The 16,920-nt window shown below is 52.4% G+C and carries 18 protein-coding genes and 2 pseudogenes; 7 read left to right on the forward strand and 13 right to left on the reverse strand.

Annotated features, from left to right (window positions below; genetic code table 11):
- Positions 1 to 8 precede the first annotated feature (8 nt).
- The 8 genes from OGM81_11330 to OGM81_11365 form a co-directional block, all read right to left on the reverse strand.
- Positions 9 to 857: a hypothetical protein gene (locus tag OGM81_11330; protein UYJ45001.1), complete on the reverse strand. Its 849-nt coding sequence runs from the start codon at positions 855 to 857 to the stop codon at positions 9 to 11.
- A gap of 34 nt (positions 858 to 891) precedes the next feature.
- A complete protein-coding gene (locus tag OGM81_11335) occupies positions 892 to 1,575 on the reverse strand; it encodes a DUF945 domain-containing protein (GenBank protein ID UYJ42922.1) in 684 nt (227 codons plus the stop codon).
- Complete coding sequence (locus OGM81_11340; protein ID UYJ42923.1) at positions 1,544 to 1,882, reverse strand: hypothetical protein; 339 nt, start codon at positions 1,880 to 1,882, stop codon at positions 1,544 to 1,546. The genes OGM81_11335 and OGM81_11340 overlap by 32 nt, the downstream gene beginning before the upstream one ends.
- A 17-nt stretch (positions 1,883 to 1,899) precedes the next feature.
- Positions 1,900 to 2,895, reverse strand: a complete 996-nt coding sequence (locus OGM81_11345; protein UYJ42924.1) for a S1 RNA-binding domain-containing protein — start codon at positions 2,893 to 2,895, stop codon at positions 1,900 to 1,902.
- On the reverse strand, positions 2,879 to 4,786 hold the full coding sequence (locus OGM81_11350) for a type IV secretory system conjugative DNA transfer family protein (protein UYJ42925.1): 1,908 nt from the start codon (positions 4,784 to 4,786) through the stop codon (positions 2,879 to 2,881). The genes OGM81_11345 and OGM81_11350 overlap by 17 nt, the downstream gene beginning before the upstream one ends.
- Positions 4,783 to 5,910 carry a hypothetical protein gene (locus OGM81_11355; GenBank protein UYJ42926.1) on the reverse strand — a complete coding sequence of 376 codons (1,128 nt, stop codon included), beginning with the start codon at positions 5,908 to 5,910 and terminating at the stop codon, positions 4,783 to 4,785. Before OGM81_11355 ends, OGM81_11350 begins: the two co-directional genes overlap by 4 nt.
- A 112-nt stretch (positions 5,911 to 6,022) precedes the next feature.
- Positions 6,023 to 6,688 carry a DUF6100 family protein gene (locus OGM81_11360; GenBank protein UYJ42927.1) on the reverse strand — a complete coding sequence of 222 codons (666 nt, stop codon included), beginning with the start codon at positions 6,686 to 6,688 and terminating at the stop codon, positions 6,023 to 6,025.
- Positions 6,678 to 7,217: a DUF5697 family protein gene (locus OGM81_11365; protein ID UYJ42928.1), complete on the reverse strand. Its 540-nt coding sequence runs from the start codon at positions 7,215 to 7,217 to the stop codon at positions 6,678 to 6,680. The genes OGM81_11360 and OGM81_11365 overlap by 11 nt, the downstream gene beginning before the upstream one ends.
- A 454-nt stretch (positions 7,218 to 7,671) precedes the next feature.
- On the opposite strand from OGM81_11365, the gene OGM81_11370 reads away from it, so the two are divergent.
- Together OGM81_11370 and OGM81_11375 are read left to right on the forward strand one after the other, a co-directional pair.
- Positions 7,672 to 8,355, forward strand: coding sequence for an alpha/beta hydrolase-fold protein (locus tag OGM81_11370; protein ID UYJ42929.1), 684 nt, complete (start codon positions 7,672 to 7,674; stop codon positions 8,353 to 8,355).
- 1 nt (position 8,356) lies between these two features.
- Positions 8,357 to 8,791: a DUF188 domain-containing protein gene (locus OGM81_11375; GenBank protein UYJ42930.1), complete on the forward strand. Its 435-nt coding sequence runs from the start codon at positions 8,357 to 8,359 to the stop codon at positions 8,789 to 8,791.
- Positions 8,792 to 8,863: 72 nt separating this feature from the next.
- Here the strand turns inward: OGM81_11375 and OGM81_11380 are convergent, their stop codons facing one another.
- Positions 8,864 to 10,024 (reverse strand): HipA domain-containing protein, encoded by a 1,161-nt coding sequence (locus tag OGM81_11380; GenBank protein UYJ42931.1) that lies wholly within the window; start codon positions 10,022 to 10,024, stop codon positions 8,864 to 8,866.
- A 372-nt stretch (positions 10,025 to 10,396) separates the two neighbouring features.
- Between OGM81_11380 and OGM81_11385 the strand changes: the two are divergent.
- A pseudogene (locus tag OGM81_11385) lies at positions 10,397 to 10,759 on the forward strand (TraE family protein).
- A gap of 69 nt (positions 10,760 to 10,828) precedes the next feature.
- Here OGM81_11385 and OGM81_11390 read toward each other — a convergent pair.
- On the reverse strand, positions 10,829 to 11,083 hold the full coding sequence (locus OGM81_11390; protein UYJ42932.1) for a CPCC family cysteine-rich protein: 255 nt from the start codon (positions 11,081 to 11,083) through the stop codon (positions 10,829 to 10,831).
- Between the two features lie 47 nt (positions 11,084 to 11,130).
- Positions 11,131 to 11,337 (reverse strand): hypothetical protein, encoded by a 207-nt coding sequence (locus tag OGM81_11395; GenBank protein ID UYJ42933.1) that lies wholly within the window; start codon positions 11,335 to 11,337, stop codon positions 11,131 to 11,133.
- Between the two features lie 319 nt (positions 11,338 to 11,656).
- On the opposite strand from OGM81_11395, the gene OGM81_11400 reads away from it, so the two are divergent.
- Positions 11,657 to 12,001 carry a hypothetical protein gene (locus OGM81_11400; protein ID UYJ42934.1) on the forward strand — a complete coding sequence of 115 codons (345 nt, stop codon included), beginning with the start codon at positions 11,657 to 11,659 and terminating at the stop codon, positions 11,999 to 12,001.
- Position 12,002: 1 nt separating this feature from the next.
- Here OGM81_11400 and OGM81_11405 read toward each other — a convergent pair whose 3' ends face one another.
- Positions 12,003 to 13,739: a class I mannose-6-phosphate isomerase gene (locus OGM81_11405; GenBank protein UYJ42935.1), complete on the reverse strand. Its 1,737-nt coding sequence runs from the start codon at positions 13,737 to 13,739 to the stop codon at positions 12,003 to 12,005.
- A 232-nt stretch (positions 13,740 to 13,971) separates the two neighbouring features.
- Between OGM81_11405 and OGM81_11410 the strand changes: the two genes are divergently transcribed.
- The 3 genes and pseudogenes from OGM81_11410 (at position 13,972) to OGM81_11420 (ending at position 15,742) form a co-directional block, all read left to right on the forward strand.
- Entirely contained in the window at positions 13,972 to 14,700 is a 729-nt protein-coding gene (locus OGM81_11410; protein ID UYJ42936.1) for a GntR family transcriptional regulator, read from the forward strand.
- 1 nt (position 14,701) lies between these two features.
- Positions 14,702 to 15,577, forward strand: a complete 876-nt coding sequence (locus tag OGM81_11415) for an ROK family protein (protein ID UYJ42937.1) — start codon at positions 14,702 to 14,704, stop codon at positions 15,575 to 15,577.
- 15 nt (positions 15,578 to 15,592) lie between these two features.
- A pseudogene (locus tag OGM81_11420) lies at positions 15,593 to 15,742 on the forward strand (integrase core domain-containing protein).
- Between the two features lie 101 nt (positions 15,743 to 15,843).
- Here OGM81_11420 and OGM81_11425 read toward each other — a convergent pair.
- Positions 15,844 to 16,914 (reverse strand): LacI family DNA-binding transcriptional regulator, encoded by a 1,071-nt coding sequence (locus OGM81_11425; protein UYJ42938.1) that lies wholly within the window; start codon positions 16,912 to 16,914, stop codon positions 15,844 to 15,846.
- Positions 16,915 to 16,920: the final 6 nt, after the last annotated feature.

The following is a 16,920-nucleotide window of genomic DNA, read 5'->3' on the forward strand; positions in this document are numbered from 1 at the left end:
ATAAACTGTCACGCGGGCAGGGGCTGCGTGTCGCCGTTCACCGTAGCACCGATGCAGAAGCTGTCATCAGCACCCGCAGGGGCGGCGGTGTAACTCTCCACCTCGCAAAGACCATCATCCTGTTCACGTTTTGCCTCGATGCGCTGGCGGTTCATGCCGCGAATCTGCTCACGGAAGCTCAAGGCGTACTTGCGCACAGCAGCAAGCTGGTCGCCGTGGAAGTCACCAAGCCGCTTGAACGTGGCAACGCTGTAATCCTTGCCCTCCGGGTTCGTCTGGCGTTTCAAGCCAATCTCCACAAGGCTGCCGTAGGTGGCGCGGTTTCGGAAAACAAAGCCCTGATTCAAAAACTCGCGGAACGGGCTGATGCTGGTGGGCGAGAGATTGATTGCCAGCGGCATAAACTCCCCACTGCGCAGCAGATACAGCACACGCATATTCTTGCAGGCTTTGCCGCGGCCGTTGCTGGCGCTGCCAAACTGGCTCAACGTACAGGTCGCACAGGTGCCACCGGGTTCACCGTAGCCCTGTTTGCCGTCAACCGAGGAGCAAAGCGGCGGTACATCGTCGTTGTACTCGTCACCCTCCGGCCAGTAGGCGCAGCTTGCATGGTTGTACAAAATCACCCCGGTGAGTGTGGGACGGTAATCCGGATGCTGCGGATCGCCGTTGGGAATCTCGAACTGCAACACTCCGCCAGCGGGAATCTTGATGCGGGGGAAAGACATTGTCAGGCCGTCCATGTCCTCGGCCAGTTCTTCGTTGCTGAACTCAGCCTCTCCAATTTCGGGCAGCTCAAAGTCCAGAGGTTCGTTGGCGGTCATGGTAGTGGTAGCGGCGGCGTTAGCGTTCATCATAGACATAAAAAATCCTCCTGTGTGTGGGGCAGTGTTAGGCGGCTGCCCGGTTGATTCTCGACCACTGCCGGGCGGGCATGGTCAAAATACTGTAACCAATGCTTTCCAGTTCACTGGCGCGGTCATAACTCTCCACATCCTGGCTGTGACGGGTCACGGCGTTGGATAAACCGTACAGCGTCAGATCGTTGGACTCGATCAGTCGCTGCAACACGCCGGTGCTTTCGCTGTCGGTAATGTGAAACTCTTTGCTGGCAAGTTTGACGACAGCCGGCACATCATGGGTGTCCATCTGTGCGGCTTTTGCCACCTGCATTTTGCCGACGATCTGCGAAAATCGCGCTTCTTCCACAGCGGCGCGCACGGTGTCCTGAATTTTCATAACAAAGGCTTTGTCCTCCGCGTCCAAGGTTGCTTGGGAGTAGACGCTGAAGTTCTCTTCGCTGTCGGTAACGCGCCCCACATGGTTGCGGCGGGCGGCTGCCTCATTCACGACCATACCGTTGCTGCACACCAGCCGATAAATCAGCGGCTGGATGCTGACGGAACCGAGTCCGACCTCGCTGTTGCTGATGATAACTCCGGCCTGCACAATATCGCCGGGGGATACCTCAGCCTGCAAGCGGGGATTCACGGCCTTGATGTACATACGGCTTTCGGTGATTTGGCAGCTTTCAAAGCGGATGTCAGGCAGACCGCCGAGAATCGGCAGCGTCACACCGGCAATGTCGATATTGTCGATACTCGGTATCCCCGGTGCCAACCACAATGAGCCCGCGAACTAGCAGGCGCTGCACACAGTCCTGCCAGCTGCGGTGGATGGTGACATTGGAACTGCTCGCCATCTTCTCGTAGAAGCTGCTGATTTCCTCTTCCCGCAGGATGCGCCAGTTGAGGATGGACCAGAGCATAAACTCTTGCACATCGACCTCGTACTCTTTTTCGCAGACGATGATGACCGGGCGGGTGCCTTCTTCGGTGCAGCAGCGGATATAACGGCCATTGGCAGTGTAAAGCATTTTCATAAGGGAACCTCCAAATTTTAATTTTCGTGTAGAGATGAGAGAAAAGATTCATCGTTTCGCAATTTGTGGACAGCACGGCTGATCCACGCCGAAACGTGGTTGGGCGGGGCGCTCATGCGAGTAGCAACTGCGGTAAGCGGTATGCCCTTATGTACATCGGTGACGCGGCCAGCGTATTTACTCTGCACGCGGCAGCGCTTCAGGGCCTCGCGGCTGGTGTTCTCTGTGACGCTCTTTACATCGGCATGGACGGACAATTCCTCCTGCGAGGTTTTGTTCACCTCGGTCACGCGGACAAGAATTTGGTCGCCTACAGCAAAACGGTCATGGGCATCACCAATCCAATCCCATGCAAGATCCCGCGCCATGATAGAACACTCCACACCGAAAATCTCGACACGGATAGACTTGTCGGCAACAGCAATGACGCGGGCCTGTACCACGCGCCCCTCCCGGACGCGGTACTCACCGTTGGCATCGGGGCTGAAATAGAAAAGCTGGCGTTTGCGCATCATGGCTTCGCGACGGCTGGCGACCACACTGCGGCTTTTGGAGTCAATGCCGAGGATGACAAAATCGATTTCCGCGCCCAGCATATTGCCCAGCAGCTTCATCTGGCGGACGGCCATGCTGTCGGTGCTGTTGGCAGCGGTGGGGGCGACCATCATTTCCTTCAGCGGAATGGCAATGCGGAAACCGTTGTAGTCCACAACGGCAATCGTTTTGCCGCTGTCGGTCTGCTCAATGCCGCCCAACGGTGCGGAGAGGATGCGCCGTGTGCGGTAGGCGTTGTGGATCTCATGCCATGCGGCGGCTTCGCGGGCATCCTCGGTTTCGATTTCGTCACCGCTTTCAATGGTCAGCACCGAGGCATCTGCTTTGCGTCTGCGGCGGGGCGGGGGAGTCTCGACGGGCTTTTCTTCTTCAGCGGGGGCAGGGATAGGTGCATCCTCAAAACCAACAGGTTCGGGAATCGGCAGATCGGGGGTAAAAATATCATTGTTCATTTCCATGAGAAATCTCCTTTTCGTTTTCAGGTTTTGTTATGATGGATTCTTTGTCGATGGCAACCACTGCTTTTGATTTGGCAGGACGGCCACGGCGTTTAGGCGGTGCCTTGGGGGATGACTTAGATGTTTCCGCCGGAGGAACTTCGGATGTTTCCGGTAAGGCTTTCCGCCACTCCGGGATATGGGCGGATGCCTTACACTCCCGCAGCTGCTTGTAAGCGGGGTGCAGAGAGTAGTCCATCTTGTGGACTTTCAGAACTTTGTGGCCACGCAGAATTACCAGCGCTTCATCAACCGGCAGACGCAGCACTTCGTCCGGGGTCAGCACCGGCCGTTTGCCGACACCACTGCTTTCGCGGTACTGCGGCGTATAGTCGGAAACGCGCAGGGTGTTTAGTGCCTTGGAAGTACTGGACACCGCTACACTGGCAATGCCGGTGCGCTGAGAGACGTACTCGGCGGTCAGCTGATCCGTACAGCCGAGAAAAAGCTGCACATCGCAGTTGCCGAGAATTTCCTGCCACTGGTTCTGTGGGTAGCGGTTTTGCAGTCCGGCAAGATTCTGGAACACGCAGGACATAGAGATATTGCGGGAGCGAATGACGCTGATGCGCCGGGATAACTCGGAGATCGTACCGCAGGCGGTCAGCTCCTCGCCCAGCACATGGACCGGCACGGGGAGCCGCCCGCCGGGGCAGTTGGCATCGGCATAGCGGACAAGTTTGATAAAGGCAAAAGACAGGAACAACGATGCAAGAAAATCAAAGGTACTGTCCTGATCGCTGGTGACGAGATAGTACGCGCAGGGCTGCTGCCCCGGCAGTTCAAGGCTGATTTCGTCATACGCAGTGATTTTCTTAATTAAGTCAGACTGAAATACCTGTAATCGGCTGCCCAAACCGCTGATGACCCCGCTGCGTACAGAGTCCGATGCCCGTTGATACAGGCTGTACGGTGCTTTGGCAGGATGCGTCAGCGGCAGAACATCAAACAGGCTGTCCAACTGACTTTCGCTGCATTGCGTGATAAGGTTGTACACCTCACCGATGGTCCGCTGCTCCGGCGGGTAGGTGAGGTCAACGTACAAGACCAGCGCTTTCAGCAAGTTCATCTCTCCCGAATCCCAGAAGCGGTCACTTTTGCCGGTGCCGTTGGTGTTCTTGATGATGACATCCACGAAAAGCTGCGCCATCAGTTCCTGACCCTCAATTTCTTTCAGACAGTTCCACGAGTCGGAGTTTTCGGGGCTGACGAGGTTGAATACGCGCACGGTATACCCTAAATCTCGCATATATTCGCTGGATTTTTCGTAAAGTTCTGATTTGGGGTCACAGATAATCAGCGACTCTCCGCGGACGGCGCTTTGCAGGATACGATTCATGCAGAACGAGCGGGTTTTCATCGAGCCACTGGCACCGTAGACGGCGAGGTTGCCGTTCATACGGGTTTTCTCCGGGATGCAGAGAAACTTTCCGTCGAGCATCCCCAACACGGTGCCTGTATGCTGGGATAGGTCGGAAACCATATCCAGCACAGCAGGAATTTCTCGCGGCTGCATCCAGCCGGATGTGCCGTAAGTGCCTTTTGCGGAAAAATCGAAGTTACGCTCGGAATCCGTTAAGGCATCTTGACTGAACAGCTTTCGATACAGGAAAATCGCGGCGACTGTGGCTGCGCAGCCTGCTATGCAGTAAAGGTTGTAGGGGAACCATAAAATGCCTTTAAGACAGTCCGGCGGCGACAAAGAGGGGAACGGCGGAGAAGTACCGCCCGGCATACCGCCGTTTTTCTGCCAGACGGCATAGTTGCCGATGAACTGCGTCAAGTAGCCGCAGGCATAGAGCAGCAGCGTGACTGCCAACAAAATCTGCAATCTTTTTGAGGAACGTTTCATGGCAAAGTCAGAAACCTCCTCTCGAACGCGGCAAAGTCGATGGTCTGCAACTCGACCCTATCACCGCAAAGTGGCCGCAGCGCGTCTGCCTGAAAATCAAAGCAGAGGATGGCACCTTTCATTTGCAGCAGTTCCAAGGCAGACAGGAATCGGAACAAGCGCGGCAGATCCGGCAGATAGCAGAATAAAATCGGCGCGCCTGCATCTGTACGAGCGTCGTTCTCGATGTAAGCGTTACGGCAAGGCGGCTGAAGCTCTCGCAGCAGCATGGCGTTTAGTTGTCCGATTATATCTGGATGACAGAGCAGCCACAGCAGCGTCTCGCCGTGGTAGTCATTGGTGAGAAAGTAGAAATGTTCGTAGCCCTCGCCAAAAAGGAAGTGTTCTTTCTTGTAGGTCTTTGCATCTTCCAGCAGGGTAGTCATAACTGCCCACTGGTCAGACAGCAGGATGCCGTCCGGCGTGTGGCTCACACCATTCCGCGTATAGCGGATATTTTGCAGCATGATTTTTCCCCGCTGTTCGATTTGCGTGTCAAAGACCGGAACAGCATCCATGCCGTTGAACACAGCAAAGGTGCGGGATGGGGTCAGCAGCGAGCCTGCCATACGGGAGCCGTGAACCTTTACCATTTCAAGGCCCAGTTCTTTCATCTCGCGGGAATCATAAAAAACAGGGGCTTCAATGCGGCAAGGACTGCTGCCACCCGGCACAAATACAGGCGGCTTTTCATCTCGATAAATCATCGTGCCTGCATTCAGCATCGTGACATAGGTTTGCGCGATACGATGCAGCCGCAGACGGCGGGCAGGGGATGATTTGATGGAGTTGGTGTCGGTGCGGCCTGACAGATAGAACTGAAATCGCTCCGGCGCTCGTTCCCGCAAAAGACGTTTGCCACGGATGCCGAGCCGGTAGCCGCGAAGATGATCTTTGGAGAAGATGCGCAGGAGCTTGTCGTGTGTCAGGCTCGTCACGACTTTTTTGCGATAACTTTTGCTGGAGGTAAGGCGGTCAGCACACGCACAAGGAACCTCGCCGCAGATGGCTGTGAGCGCCAAAAGTTCATAATAGAGGCTGTCTTGCGCGGGCAGGACAGGAAAGGCAGAAGAAATAGAAATCACCTCGGAATTTAACCGTGCCTTCTTTGACTCCGGCGAAAGTTGCCGCCGTCTTGTGTGTGAAACAGCTTACAACAACGCGGAAAAGTCATTTTCAGGCACAGGTATCTGATTTTTATGAATTTTTCGGAAAAAGTGGAGGTCGGGTCTCAGCCGATTTTGGGGTGCTCAGCCATGCCGAAAAGCAGTTTTTCGGCATTACGGTAATCACGGTAGAGGACGAATATCCAAACCGGGTCGTCTGGAAAGAATCGCACAGCGCCCCGGTATCGTCCGCCAGGCAGAATGTAGCAATGACATCTATAACTGCCTTGAGTTCAAGATTGTCATAATCCCGCACGGATGTGATTGGAAGATTGTGGTCGTAGATATGCTCCACGCAAATCACACAGTCAGAGAAGCGGGGAAGCGGTCCGCTTTGCACCAGTGCAGCCTGAAGCGGCAGCAAAAGAAACTTGCAGCCGTCCCGCTTCTTTTTGTCCGGCAGCAGCGCGGGGAGCAGCACACGCAAATAGTTGTCAGCCGCCCATACACGGATGCCCTGTACTTCGGCCGCCTTGGGATAGTAGTAAATGGGCGGTTCGTTGGACACGGAAAAGAACATATTGCGCAGATGTGCCGTGCTTTTCTCGCTGAGAAGCGCTGCACTCTCGGCGGTTTTGGCAAACTGCATCGGGTCAGGCGCAGGCAGCAGATGCTCCATTTCGTACAGCTTTTTGTGAATGTCGATGAGCCCGCGCTGTTCCAAGCGGATACGATTCAAAAGTACGTCAGGATTCAAGCGCAGCCTCCTTTTTGTAGTAGCTGACAGTGCCGTCTTCGGCCACGGTGCAGAACCCGGCCACTTGCGGAATGTCCAGCAACTCAATCTGGGAGGTATCCTCTACGACCACGATGCGCTTGCCGGCATCTTTCTGTGGCTTGTGCAGCAGCTGGCAAATCATAGTCTCTTTGCCCTGCGGGATAGGCACGATTTCATACAGCTCTCCATTTGCAAAACAGAGAATAGCTGCCGGAAATTCTGCAACTGTGTGGTATTCCACCTGATCGATGAAGTCGAGCAGAACCCAGACGCAGCGGGATAAGTCCTTGTCTGCATTGTTTCGTGCTTCTTGATTTGCGTAGTAGCGGCAATTTTCGGCACGGTAAACGCGCCCCTCTTTCAGCATGTGGGCGAGTAAGGTCTTTGCCGTTGCCTCTTTTTCGGGAAAGAACCGGCAAAGCTGTTCTTCGGTCAGACCGGGATACAGCGAAATGTTATGCAGCATTTCAGCGGCTTCCCGCTGATAAATCGCTGCGCGGTTTTTCAATACAATCACCATCCTTATTGCGCATAAGGAACGCATAAAGACGTATTAAGCACTGCCAACAGCATAGCCACAGGCAACTAATACGCAATCATTACGTCCTTTTGCGTATTCGACTTTTTATTGCGTAATCATTGCGTCAAGGCGGACGTATTACGGTCATCTGCAAAACCTCCCAAAATCAGAAAATGCCCAAAACAAAAAGAGCCGTGCCTGAAAAAGTCAGGTACGACTCTGTGTGAAAATGTCCAACCTTTTTGGCTGAACCCTATTTTGAACATACTAATTGTAACATACGAGATTATACACGTATATACAATCACTGTGCGGATGTTGTGCAGATGTAATGCGAGTGCGGCAAAAAACTTTCAAGGCAGTGCATCTGGCGCAATCTTGATTCTTTGGCGTATAGGCATTATAATGCAAAAGAAAGCAAAGAAAAGGAATCATCGATTTTATGGATAACCAATTATTGCAGATACAAAACAGAACCTGCCGCATCTACGGCACTGCCAGCGCCGAATACCTGCTGCTGCAAATGGTGGATGAACATGACCTTGCAGGGATGGAGCGGGAAGTTGAAGCTATACGTCGGCAAACCGCGCATCTATTTTTGCTGGCCGCTGTCCAAGTAGAGAACTGGAACGATGACTTATCTCCGTGGCCTGCACCGCCCGTGTGGGGCAAGCAAGGTTTTGGCGGCAGGGCGGAGGATACGCTTGCATGGCTGGAGCAGGCTGTGCCGGGCATTAGCCAACAGTATTCTATAAAGGAAGATTGTAAGGTTATTTTAGGCGGCTACTCACTGGCTGGACTGTTTGCTCTGTGGGCGGCAACACAAACGAACGCGCTGTATGGCACGGCGGCGGCTTCGCCGTCCGTGTGGTTTCCCGGCTGGCTGGAATACGAAGCGGCGCACCCTATTCAGACCCGGCGCGTTTATCTCAGCCTTGGCGATCGCGAGGAGCACACCAAAAACCAGACTATGGCATCAGTAGGTGACAACATCCGCGCCCTGCACAGCGCCCTGACCCAGCGCGGAAAAGACTGCAAACTGGAATGGAACGCAGGCGGCCACTTCAAGGATGCCGACCTACGGACAGCGAAGGCATTTGCCTGGGTTATGGAAGGAAAACAATAAAGTGACGATTTTAATAGATGCTGATGGCTGCCCGGTGGTGGATCTGACTATACAGACAGCCGCAAAATACAAAGTACCTGTGCTGATTCTATGTGATACAGCCCACCAAATCCAACGCGACGGAGCGCAAACCTTGACCTTTGACAAGGGTGCCGACAGCGTAGATTTTGCACTGGTGAACCGCGTACACCCCGGCGACCTTGTAATTACGCAGGATTACGGGCTGGCAAGTATGTGTCTGGCGCGCTGCGCCCGTGTGCTGAACCAGAACGGCTTAGAGTACACATCCGAAAATATTGATAGTCTGTTGTTCCGCCGCCACGAAAACAAAAAGCTCCTTCGTGCCGGAAAGCACCCTAAAGGGGCTTCCAAACGAACGAAGGAGCAGAACATGGCCTATAAAAATGCCTTAGAGAAAATCTTGCAGACTGTGTGAGCGCCATAACAAAAACAGCCTTTCCCGCGTGCTTCCAAGAAAGCATAGGGAAAGGCTGTTTTTATTTCAAAGTTATTGCTTCGCTTGCAAGATTTTACAGCGCACTGCCAGAGCATCAACCAAGATGTTGGCACGGTTTGGCTCACCGAAATGCGCTTGTTCAAAAATTGCAAGAACCTCATCTTTACAATCATCCAGCGCAGCAAGATTCAGCGCTGGCAATCCATCTCTTGCAAGGGCAAGCTGTGCCTGCTGTGTGGCAGCGAACGGTTTGGCGGGGGCATCGGCCAGTGCGTCGATTTTGGAGGCGTACTGGTCGAACCAAAGGCTCGTGCCGCTGTCAAAAATCGGTGCGAAACCGACCCATTCCAGCGTTACTGCGTCACGGATAGCGCCAAAATTGCCGAAGTGACGATCCTGATTACAAATCAGATAATCCAGAATCATCATCTGTTGCAACCGCTCGGGCACATCCGGGATACCCAGCTTTTCACAGCAAGCGAGGAAATGGTCGTAGGCGCTCACACCGTCCGCGCGGGGGAAAGCCGAAAAGATATAGTAGGCGCTGACAAAGTCCTGCCGGTCGGTTGTCATATTCGGGCAAACGGAATAGGGCTTGTCCCCCTCAAACAGCAGGCTGTATTCCACATGCGGGATGCCCAGCTTGCGGCAGAGCAGGGAAGCGACAACCTCGTTGAACGGCTCCTGCTGGGCCATGCCGCTACCGCCCTTTACCAACACACGCTGGCAGTTCAGAATCTTCCATTTCTTTTTCAGCCAGCCGTCCGAGGTGTTGCAGGGGGAGGCAAGGTCAATGCTGTCCTGCTGCGGAATCTGCCCAAACAGAATGTTGCCGACATCTTCCGAAAAATCATTATTATAGAAATTGACCTTGCTCCATTCCAGTGGCTGTTCTGCAGGATTGAGCCAGTATTGATCGGACAGGCTTAGTGCAAAGCACTTCATCATCAAAGTGCTGGCGGACAGCTGTAACTTCTTCTGAACCTGCAAATCCTCCAGCGCACGGTGAAATCCCGAACGGCTGGCAGGGATGGTACGTCCGGCCAACCAAAGATTCAGATTCTTGGCAAGCTCCTTGTGGTCGGGGGCGTATAGTCCAATCGGCAGGTGAGCAGGTTGCAGCACATCGTCTACACGGTATACCGTGCCGCTGATGTCATTGACGCTCAGCACGGCAACGACAGTTTCACGGTGCATCAAAATATACTTCATATGTCCAGCCCACCTTTCAAATAAGTTATATCCATATTATACAAGGCAATGCGCATTTTAGCAACATTTTGTTGCGTGATGATTCTACTTTCTATGCCGCATAGCAACCCGTGATGTATGAAATCTGTATTGAAGAATTGAAACTGATTCCTATATCAAAAAATCCGTATGCGTGTTCAGCTATCATTCCTGTCTGCCAGCATAGTGTTCAAAGTTGTCCCGCAGCAATAAAAAATATATATAATCCTTACTTTGAAAGTGACTGCATTAACAATGAAAAACTTATCCCATGGAACGCCGTGTGCAGTGAAAGCTGCTTGCACGGTGTGGACCGGGGCGAAAGGCTCGAAAGAGTCTGACCTATCGGTATTTTTGTTCCGCTACGAGTACAGCGCCAATTTCTTCTACAAGCTGTGGAAGCGCATCCGCAAGTACAACGGACTTGTGACCGGGCTGACGCAGAATGTGGACGAACTGCTGCGCTCCGACACCGCCCGCCTGATGCTGGCAAACTCGGAATTTTTGGTAATGCTGAACCAGAGCGCCACCGACCGCGCGGAACTGGCGAAGCTGCTGAACATCTCCGACAACCAGCTTGGCTACGTCACCAATGTTCCCGCGGGCTGCGGGCTGATTCGCTGCGCGGGCAATATCGTACCTTTCACAAATTCCTTCCCGAAGGATACAAAGCTCTATAAACTGATGTCGACCAACCCGTCCGAGAAAAAGGAGTAAATCTTTGCATTATAAAAATAGAGGACCGCCGAAGCGGTCCGAAGGGGTGCTACAAACTTGAATTCGACGCTATGATATTTCCTTTTCGTCATCTCTCGGTGGTCGAACATAGCGTAGCATTTCTTTTACACAAGCACCGAATTGCAAGAAATTGGATTTTGCTTCTTTTAGTGTTATTCCATGATTGGAGTCGCTTGGCTCGTTATCAGAAGTGATGAACGGGTCATTCTCCCAAAAGCAAACGGGACAAATATACCCACAATCTTCATCTGCCGGGACATTGTAGGTAAGAAATCCACAACAAGGACATGGATATTTTTTCATTACGGAGTTTGTTCGCCCCTTTCATTTTTCAAATTTATAGACCTATTTTAATGCTGCCAAATATTGTTTTCCAAATCCCGCAGCCGTCCCTTATAGTCATCTATCAGAGCCTGAACATTTTCCCCCTGCGGGAAGGTCACCAGATAGCCGTCCCCAGCTTCATGAAAGCCGATGATTCCGGCAAGCCCTGCCATCTCGGCCACTTTCAGCAGGGTGTGGTAGTCATACTCGGCGGCACTGATATATAAATTCATGGGAGAAACCTCGCGTTTCAAAGAGATGATTCTATTATAGCAACATCTTTTCATAATTGCAAAGAAAATGCTGTATCGTCCAGAATCGGAAGATACAGCATTGCTTTTTTATATGTAATGGCCCTTTAGCCCAATTTGTTGTCTGGCCTTGACCGAGCGATTGCTCTGGCATGGTCTAAGGCGCAGTGGTGTGCGGGATGCTTCCCGCGTTTGTTTTGATTACAAGACTTATTATAGCGGCGACTTGTGTGTAGAATTTAAAAGCTGTTTGAACGATTTTGAAATTCAATTTGAATAATTTATGACGTGGGGTGATGCCATGAAAGATATTAAAGAAAAGCCAACCGCGCATATGCCGAGAAGCAATGCAACCGGGGAAATCCCGAAAGCTGCGCTGAAAAAGGCGTGGGCGGAGGCCAAGGAGAAAAGCCGAACCATGCTGCGAGAAAGCACTTCTACGCAGGGAGACGGTGATTATACAAAGCCACAGACTTTTGAGATTGATAAAATGTCGGCGATTCTACACCGGATGTGCCACAATGCATACCGGTACAGGGCAGGAGATTCCCGCTTTTTCCGGTTCCAGGCGTCCCGTCTTTTCATCCCTGCGGAAGCAGGTGATGCAGCCGCTGTCCTGATTGGCAGCCAGCAGCATATAGGATAACTCAGTTGCGAACACAGGCAAGAATGACCTTGACCTCGCTGCCGTCCGGGCTGTAAATTTCATAATCGCCGGCTGCCTGAGGAACAATGCAGGTTTCGGCATAGTGCAGCTCCAGAGGAGGGAACGCATCGCTTTTGCTGCGCAGAACCGCCCGCGTACCATCAACCAGGTTCAGCATATGCACACTGCCGTTGCGATGTACCGGCAGGGCAGAAGATGTTGTAAAGCGGAATGTGTCCAGAAACTCCCGTTCATGCAGACCGGTGCGCACAACCGTTCCGTTTTCGCCGGTATAAACTTCTGCCACTGCGTTGACAAGGTTTCTGTGAACCCATTCGGTATTACGGTACCATTGGATGTTGGCTGCACCATGTTCAAGGTGGATGGGGCGCGGTTTGCCGTCAAGGTCAACACGACCCCAGTCCCACAGCTTGAATGTGAAAATATAGGGTGTAGCGCTGATTTCCAGCACCATGGTATCTGCACCGGAACAATGCACAGTGCCGGCCGGAATCAGCACATGGTCATGCTTCTTGACGGGAATCTTGTTGACAAATTTTTCTGCCGGGAAAGGCTTGCCGCCGTTCTGGGCCGTCTGCAGGGCGTCGATCATTTCTTCCGGCTTTGTACCGGCTTTAATGCCCAGATAGACGCAAGGGGCTTCGCCGGCAGCATCCAGAAGATAGTAGCTCTCATCCTGTGTATAGTGCATATGGAAATGGCTCTGGATGTATTCGGTCAGGGGGTGAACCTGAAGCGAAAGGTTCTGCCCGTGCATGGTGTCCAGCATATCAAAACGAATGGGAAATTCCTTGCCGAAGCGTGCATGAACACGGTCACCCAGAAGCTCACGCGGGTGCGCATAGACAAGGTTGAGCGCCGGCGTTTCCACAACACAGGAACCGAAATCCAGCAGCAGGCTGTTTTCCTCCGGAACGCCGTCAAAGCTCCAAGCATAGTTGCTGCCGTTTTCGGGCAGGTCAAAATGCGTTTTCATCCAGTCGCCGCCCCAAACGCCCGGGTCAAAGTAAGGCACCATGCGGAACGGCTGTGCCGCAGCTTTGGATAGTGCATCACGGTAAGCGGTACCCGGCACAATGGCAGGGTTGCCGGCTGATGTGGTATCGAGATAATAGTCAAAAACCGGCAGCAGTTTGTCCTTGATCCGGTCGCCCCAGCGCCATTCGGCAAAATAGCCGCGCTTATATTTTGCGCGCTGCGGCAGGTCATGCATGGCTGTATGCCAGTTGTCCTGCCCTTTGCGGAAACGGAGCTGAATTTCCCACCGCGTAATGTCCGCATAGATGGTGATGTCTGCACGTTCCACAAGAGAGGCACCGACACCGTAAACCAGTACCAGACCATCCGTTACGGCATCAATTTTTCCCCGGGCGGCACACAGTGCTTCTTCCGGGTAAAAATTTTTCATCTGCCAGGTGGTCATGATGCCGAACACAGGGTCGTCCGTCAGTTCGTGTTCGATTTTTGCATCCAGCTCAGCGGGCAGGATTGCCAGATCATCTGCATGGATGACAAGCTCGGCATGCGGGAACAGTGCAAGGATCTCCGCTTGATCGGTACCGGGGTAGCATTCAACCGTCACAACGGTTTTGCTGCTGCCTGCACACAGGGCGTGCAGTTCCTGTTTTACGGCATCGGTTCCCCGTGCAGCATGGTCGGCGGCACCGACCTGTATGGTGGGGAAGCGCCGGTAAGGGTAAGTAGAGGGATTCGGCATAAAAGGCACCTGCTTTCGGATATTTTGTACGATATAATCAACATACACGGAAGCGGGACAAATGTCAATACATTTCTGAATAAAATTAAAATTAGTAATTACATCTTTACAAGTTGCCGTCTGCATGGTATACTTGATTCAGAAGTTCTGTGTGGTATAAATCTGCGCTGTGACAATATTTTTGCGCGGAGAACGCCGGAAACAGCACATCAGCAGGGAGGTTAGATATAGTATGCCGCAGCCGCGATATCTTCAGATTGTACAGCAGTTAAGGGATCGGATACAGAATGGGGAATACCCGCCGAACACCCGCATTCCCACAGAAAACGAGCTGTCTGTTTCTATGGGGGTAAGCCGCCCCACGGTTCGTCAGGCGCTGAACCTGCTTGAACAGGAAGGACGCCTGACAAGGGTCAAGGGAAGCGGCACCTATGTGACAGAACCAAAAATACAGCACGAATCCACGCGGTTCGTGATCGGCTATCAGGAAGAAAGCCGGGAACGGCACAACCACCTGCACACCAGCGTGCTGGCACTGCAAAAAGAAAAACCGGGCAAGCTTGCCGCCAAAGCACTGGGTCTTGCCGAGGGGGAACGCGTGACCCGGATGGTTCGGCTGCGCTGGCTGGAAGGTATGTATAACGGTTGCCCCATTGTGTATACAACGGTGTATGTGCCGGTACGCCTTTTCCCGGAAATGGATGAACAAAACTTTACGGATGCATCCTTTTACGAAATGCTGGACAGCCGTGGGCTGACCGTCATGCGAACCTCTCAGCGACTGGATGTGCGCATGCCCCCGGCAGAGGTCGCGGCAGAGCTTAAACTGTCGCCTTTTGAACCGACAGTCTATATTGTTTCGACCGGCTACGGTCAGAACGGCACTGCGGTGGAATACAGCGAAAGTTATTATCCGGCAAGCCGGAGCAGCTTTAATATTGAAATCAACCGGGGGCGATAAAATGCAGGAAGTATATCTGTGTCTGGATGTGGGCGGTACGGAAATCAAGGCTGCGCCTCTGGATAAAAGAGGAAATTTTCTGGCGCCTGTCCGCCATTTCCCGGCAATGGCCGGCGCGGACAGGCAAACGTTGCTTGAAAACTTTGGTTGGATTTTTAGCAGTATCTGCCCGGAAAATGCTGTTCCCATTGAAATTGATCTTGCGTTTCCGGGACCGTTTGACTATAAAAACGGCATCTGCCTTTTACAAGGACTGGACAAATACGATGCACTGTACGGCTGCAATCTGCGCCGAGCATTCTCCGAAATCAGCGGCTTGCCGGAGCAAAGGATTCAATTTATCAATGATGCAGCGGCCTTTGCGTTGGGGGAAATGACCTTTGGTCAGGCGACGCAAGCCGGGCGAGCTCTGTTTGTAGCAGTGGGAACCGGCTGCGGCAGTGCATTTGGGGTGAACGGATTTCTGGCTGAAGAAGGTACACCCGGTGTGCCGCCAAACGGATATTTTTATAATGCACCGTTTCGGGACAGCTGCGTAGACGACTATATTTCCCGGCGGGGGCTGGAAAAGCTGTCCGGCGAGATGCTGGGTGTGCCGCTGGATGGTCGTGCGCTTGCTGAACGCATCGCCGCCGGGGACGAACGGGCCAAAGCCTGTTTCCGGTGCTTTGGTGAACAGCTGTGCGATGCATTGCAGCCGCAGATCGAAGCATTCTGTCCGGACACGCTCTGCATGGGGGGACAGATTATGGCAAGCGCGGCATTATTTCTGCACCCGTTGGAAAAACTTTGTACAAACAAGAAGATTACTTTATATATTACACAGGATACTTCTCTGCGGACTATGCAGGGGCTGACAAGAGCTGCCAGCCGGTAGGCATATATCAATCTGCTTATATATCTGGAAAAATTTCAGTCCATGGAGCACTTCAAATAGGAACTCGTCGAATATCTGGATTACTACAACAACCGCAGAATCAGGGCAAAACAAAAGGGCTTGCCGCCTGCAATTCACAGACAACAAACCCTTTCGGCTGCTTGAACAATTTTTACTTCAAAATATGACCCTGACTTTTTGGGATCACCTCAAAACCGCGGATGTCCTGCTATTTATTTGGCGAAAAAACCATGTAGCTGATTGCTTTATAGAATAGACTCGGCAGGCTTTGAAGCTTTTGAATCGGATGCCAGCACGCCGCGGTAAAGCACTTCGGAAGAAACGTAACTGACTTCGGGCGCCGCTTTCGGGTGTTCTATCACAAAAAGAATCTTGGCGGCCAAGCGAGAACCGATGGTTTTCGGCTTTACATCGACTGTTGTAATACGGTCGGCAACGTTCAAATATTCGCTGTTGTTGTCAAAGCCCGTCAGTACGATACGTCCTTCAGGGTCTATCCCTTTTTCTTCAAGATAACGCTGGATGAAATGAGCAATATAGTCGCTGGCACAGACGATACCGTCCGGCATGGTTGGCAGGAAGTCCAGAAAGCGACTGATTTCCTCATAATGGGTGCGAAGACCCAATGACCCGGTAAGGTAAAGACTGGGGTTTGGAATGATCCCATGCTCATGCAGTGCATCCAGAAATCCCTCGTAACGGTCTTTGTTTGTCTGGGCGTATTCCACATCGCCTATGAAGCTGAGCTTTCGGCATCCATGAAGAAGCAGACTGTTTGTAATCTGCCGGATAAGATCACGACCCTCAATAATGAGCAGATCCCCATGTAACTGGTTATAGGGGACAGAGGGAACCGTGTCCAGAAAAACCTTTGGTATAGGTAAAGAGGATAACAGCCGCAGCAAGGGCGCAGAATACGTGTTCAGTACAATGACACCATCTACTGTACCGTTTGTCAAAGGCTCCGGCAACACATAGCCCGCTTTGTAATTTGTGGGGAGATAGGTGTACATGAGGTTGACATTATGCTTGGAAAGATCCTTGGCAATCTGATGGATGATTTGCATCCAGAATAGAGAGGACTCCGGTCGGCACACGGCTACCGCCACAGTGCGTGAGTGGGGAGGCAGTTGAGCAGAGACGGTCGCAGTGGTATCCTGAGAGGGAGTGTGGAAATAGCCCATCTCGGTGGCTTTTTGATGGATTTGGGCACGCATAGAATCCGAAACGCCGGGACGGTTGCTTAACGCTTTCCATACGGTGATTCTGGAAACAGAAAGAGCATCGGCAATATCCTGCATGGTTGGTTTGCTCATGAAAGA

It is taken from the genome of Oscillospiraceae bacterium (assembly GCA_025758045.1).
Taxonomy (GTDB): domain Bacteria; phylum Bacillota; class Clostridia; order Oscillospirales; family Ruminococcaceae; genus Gemmiger.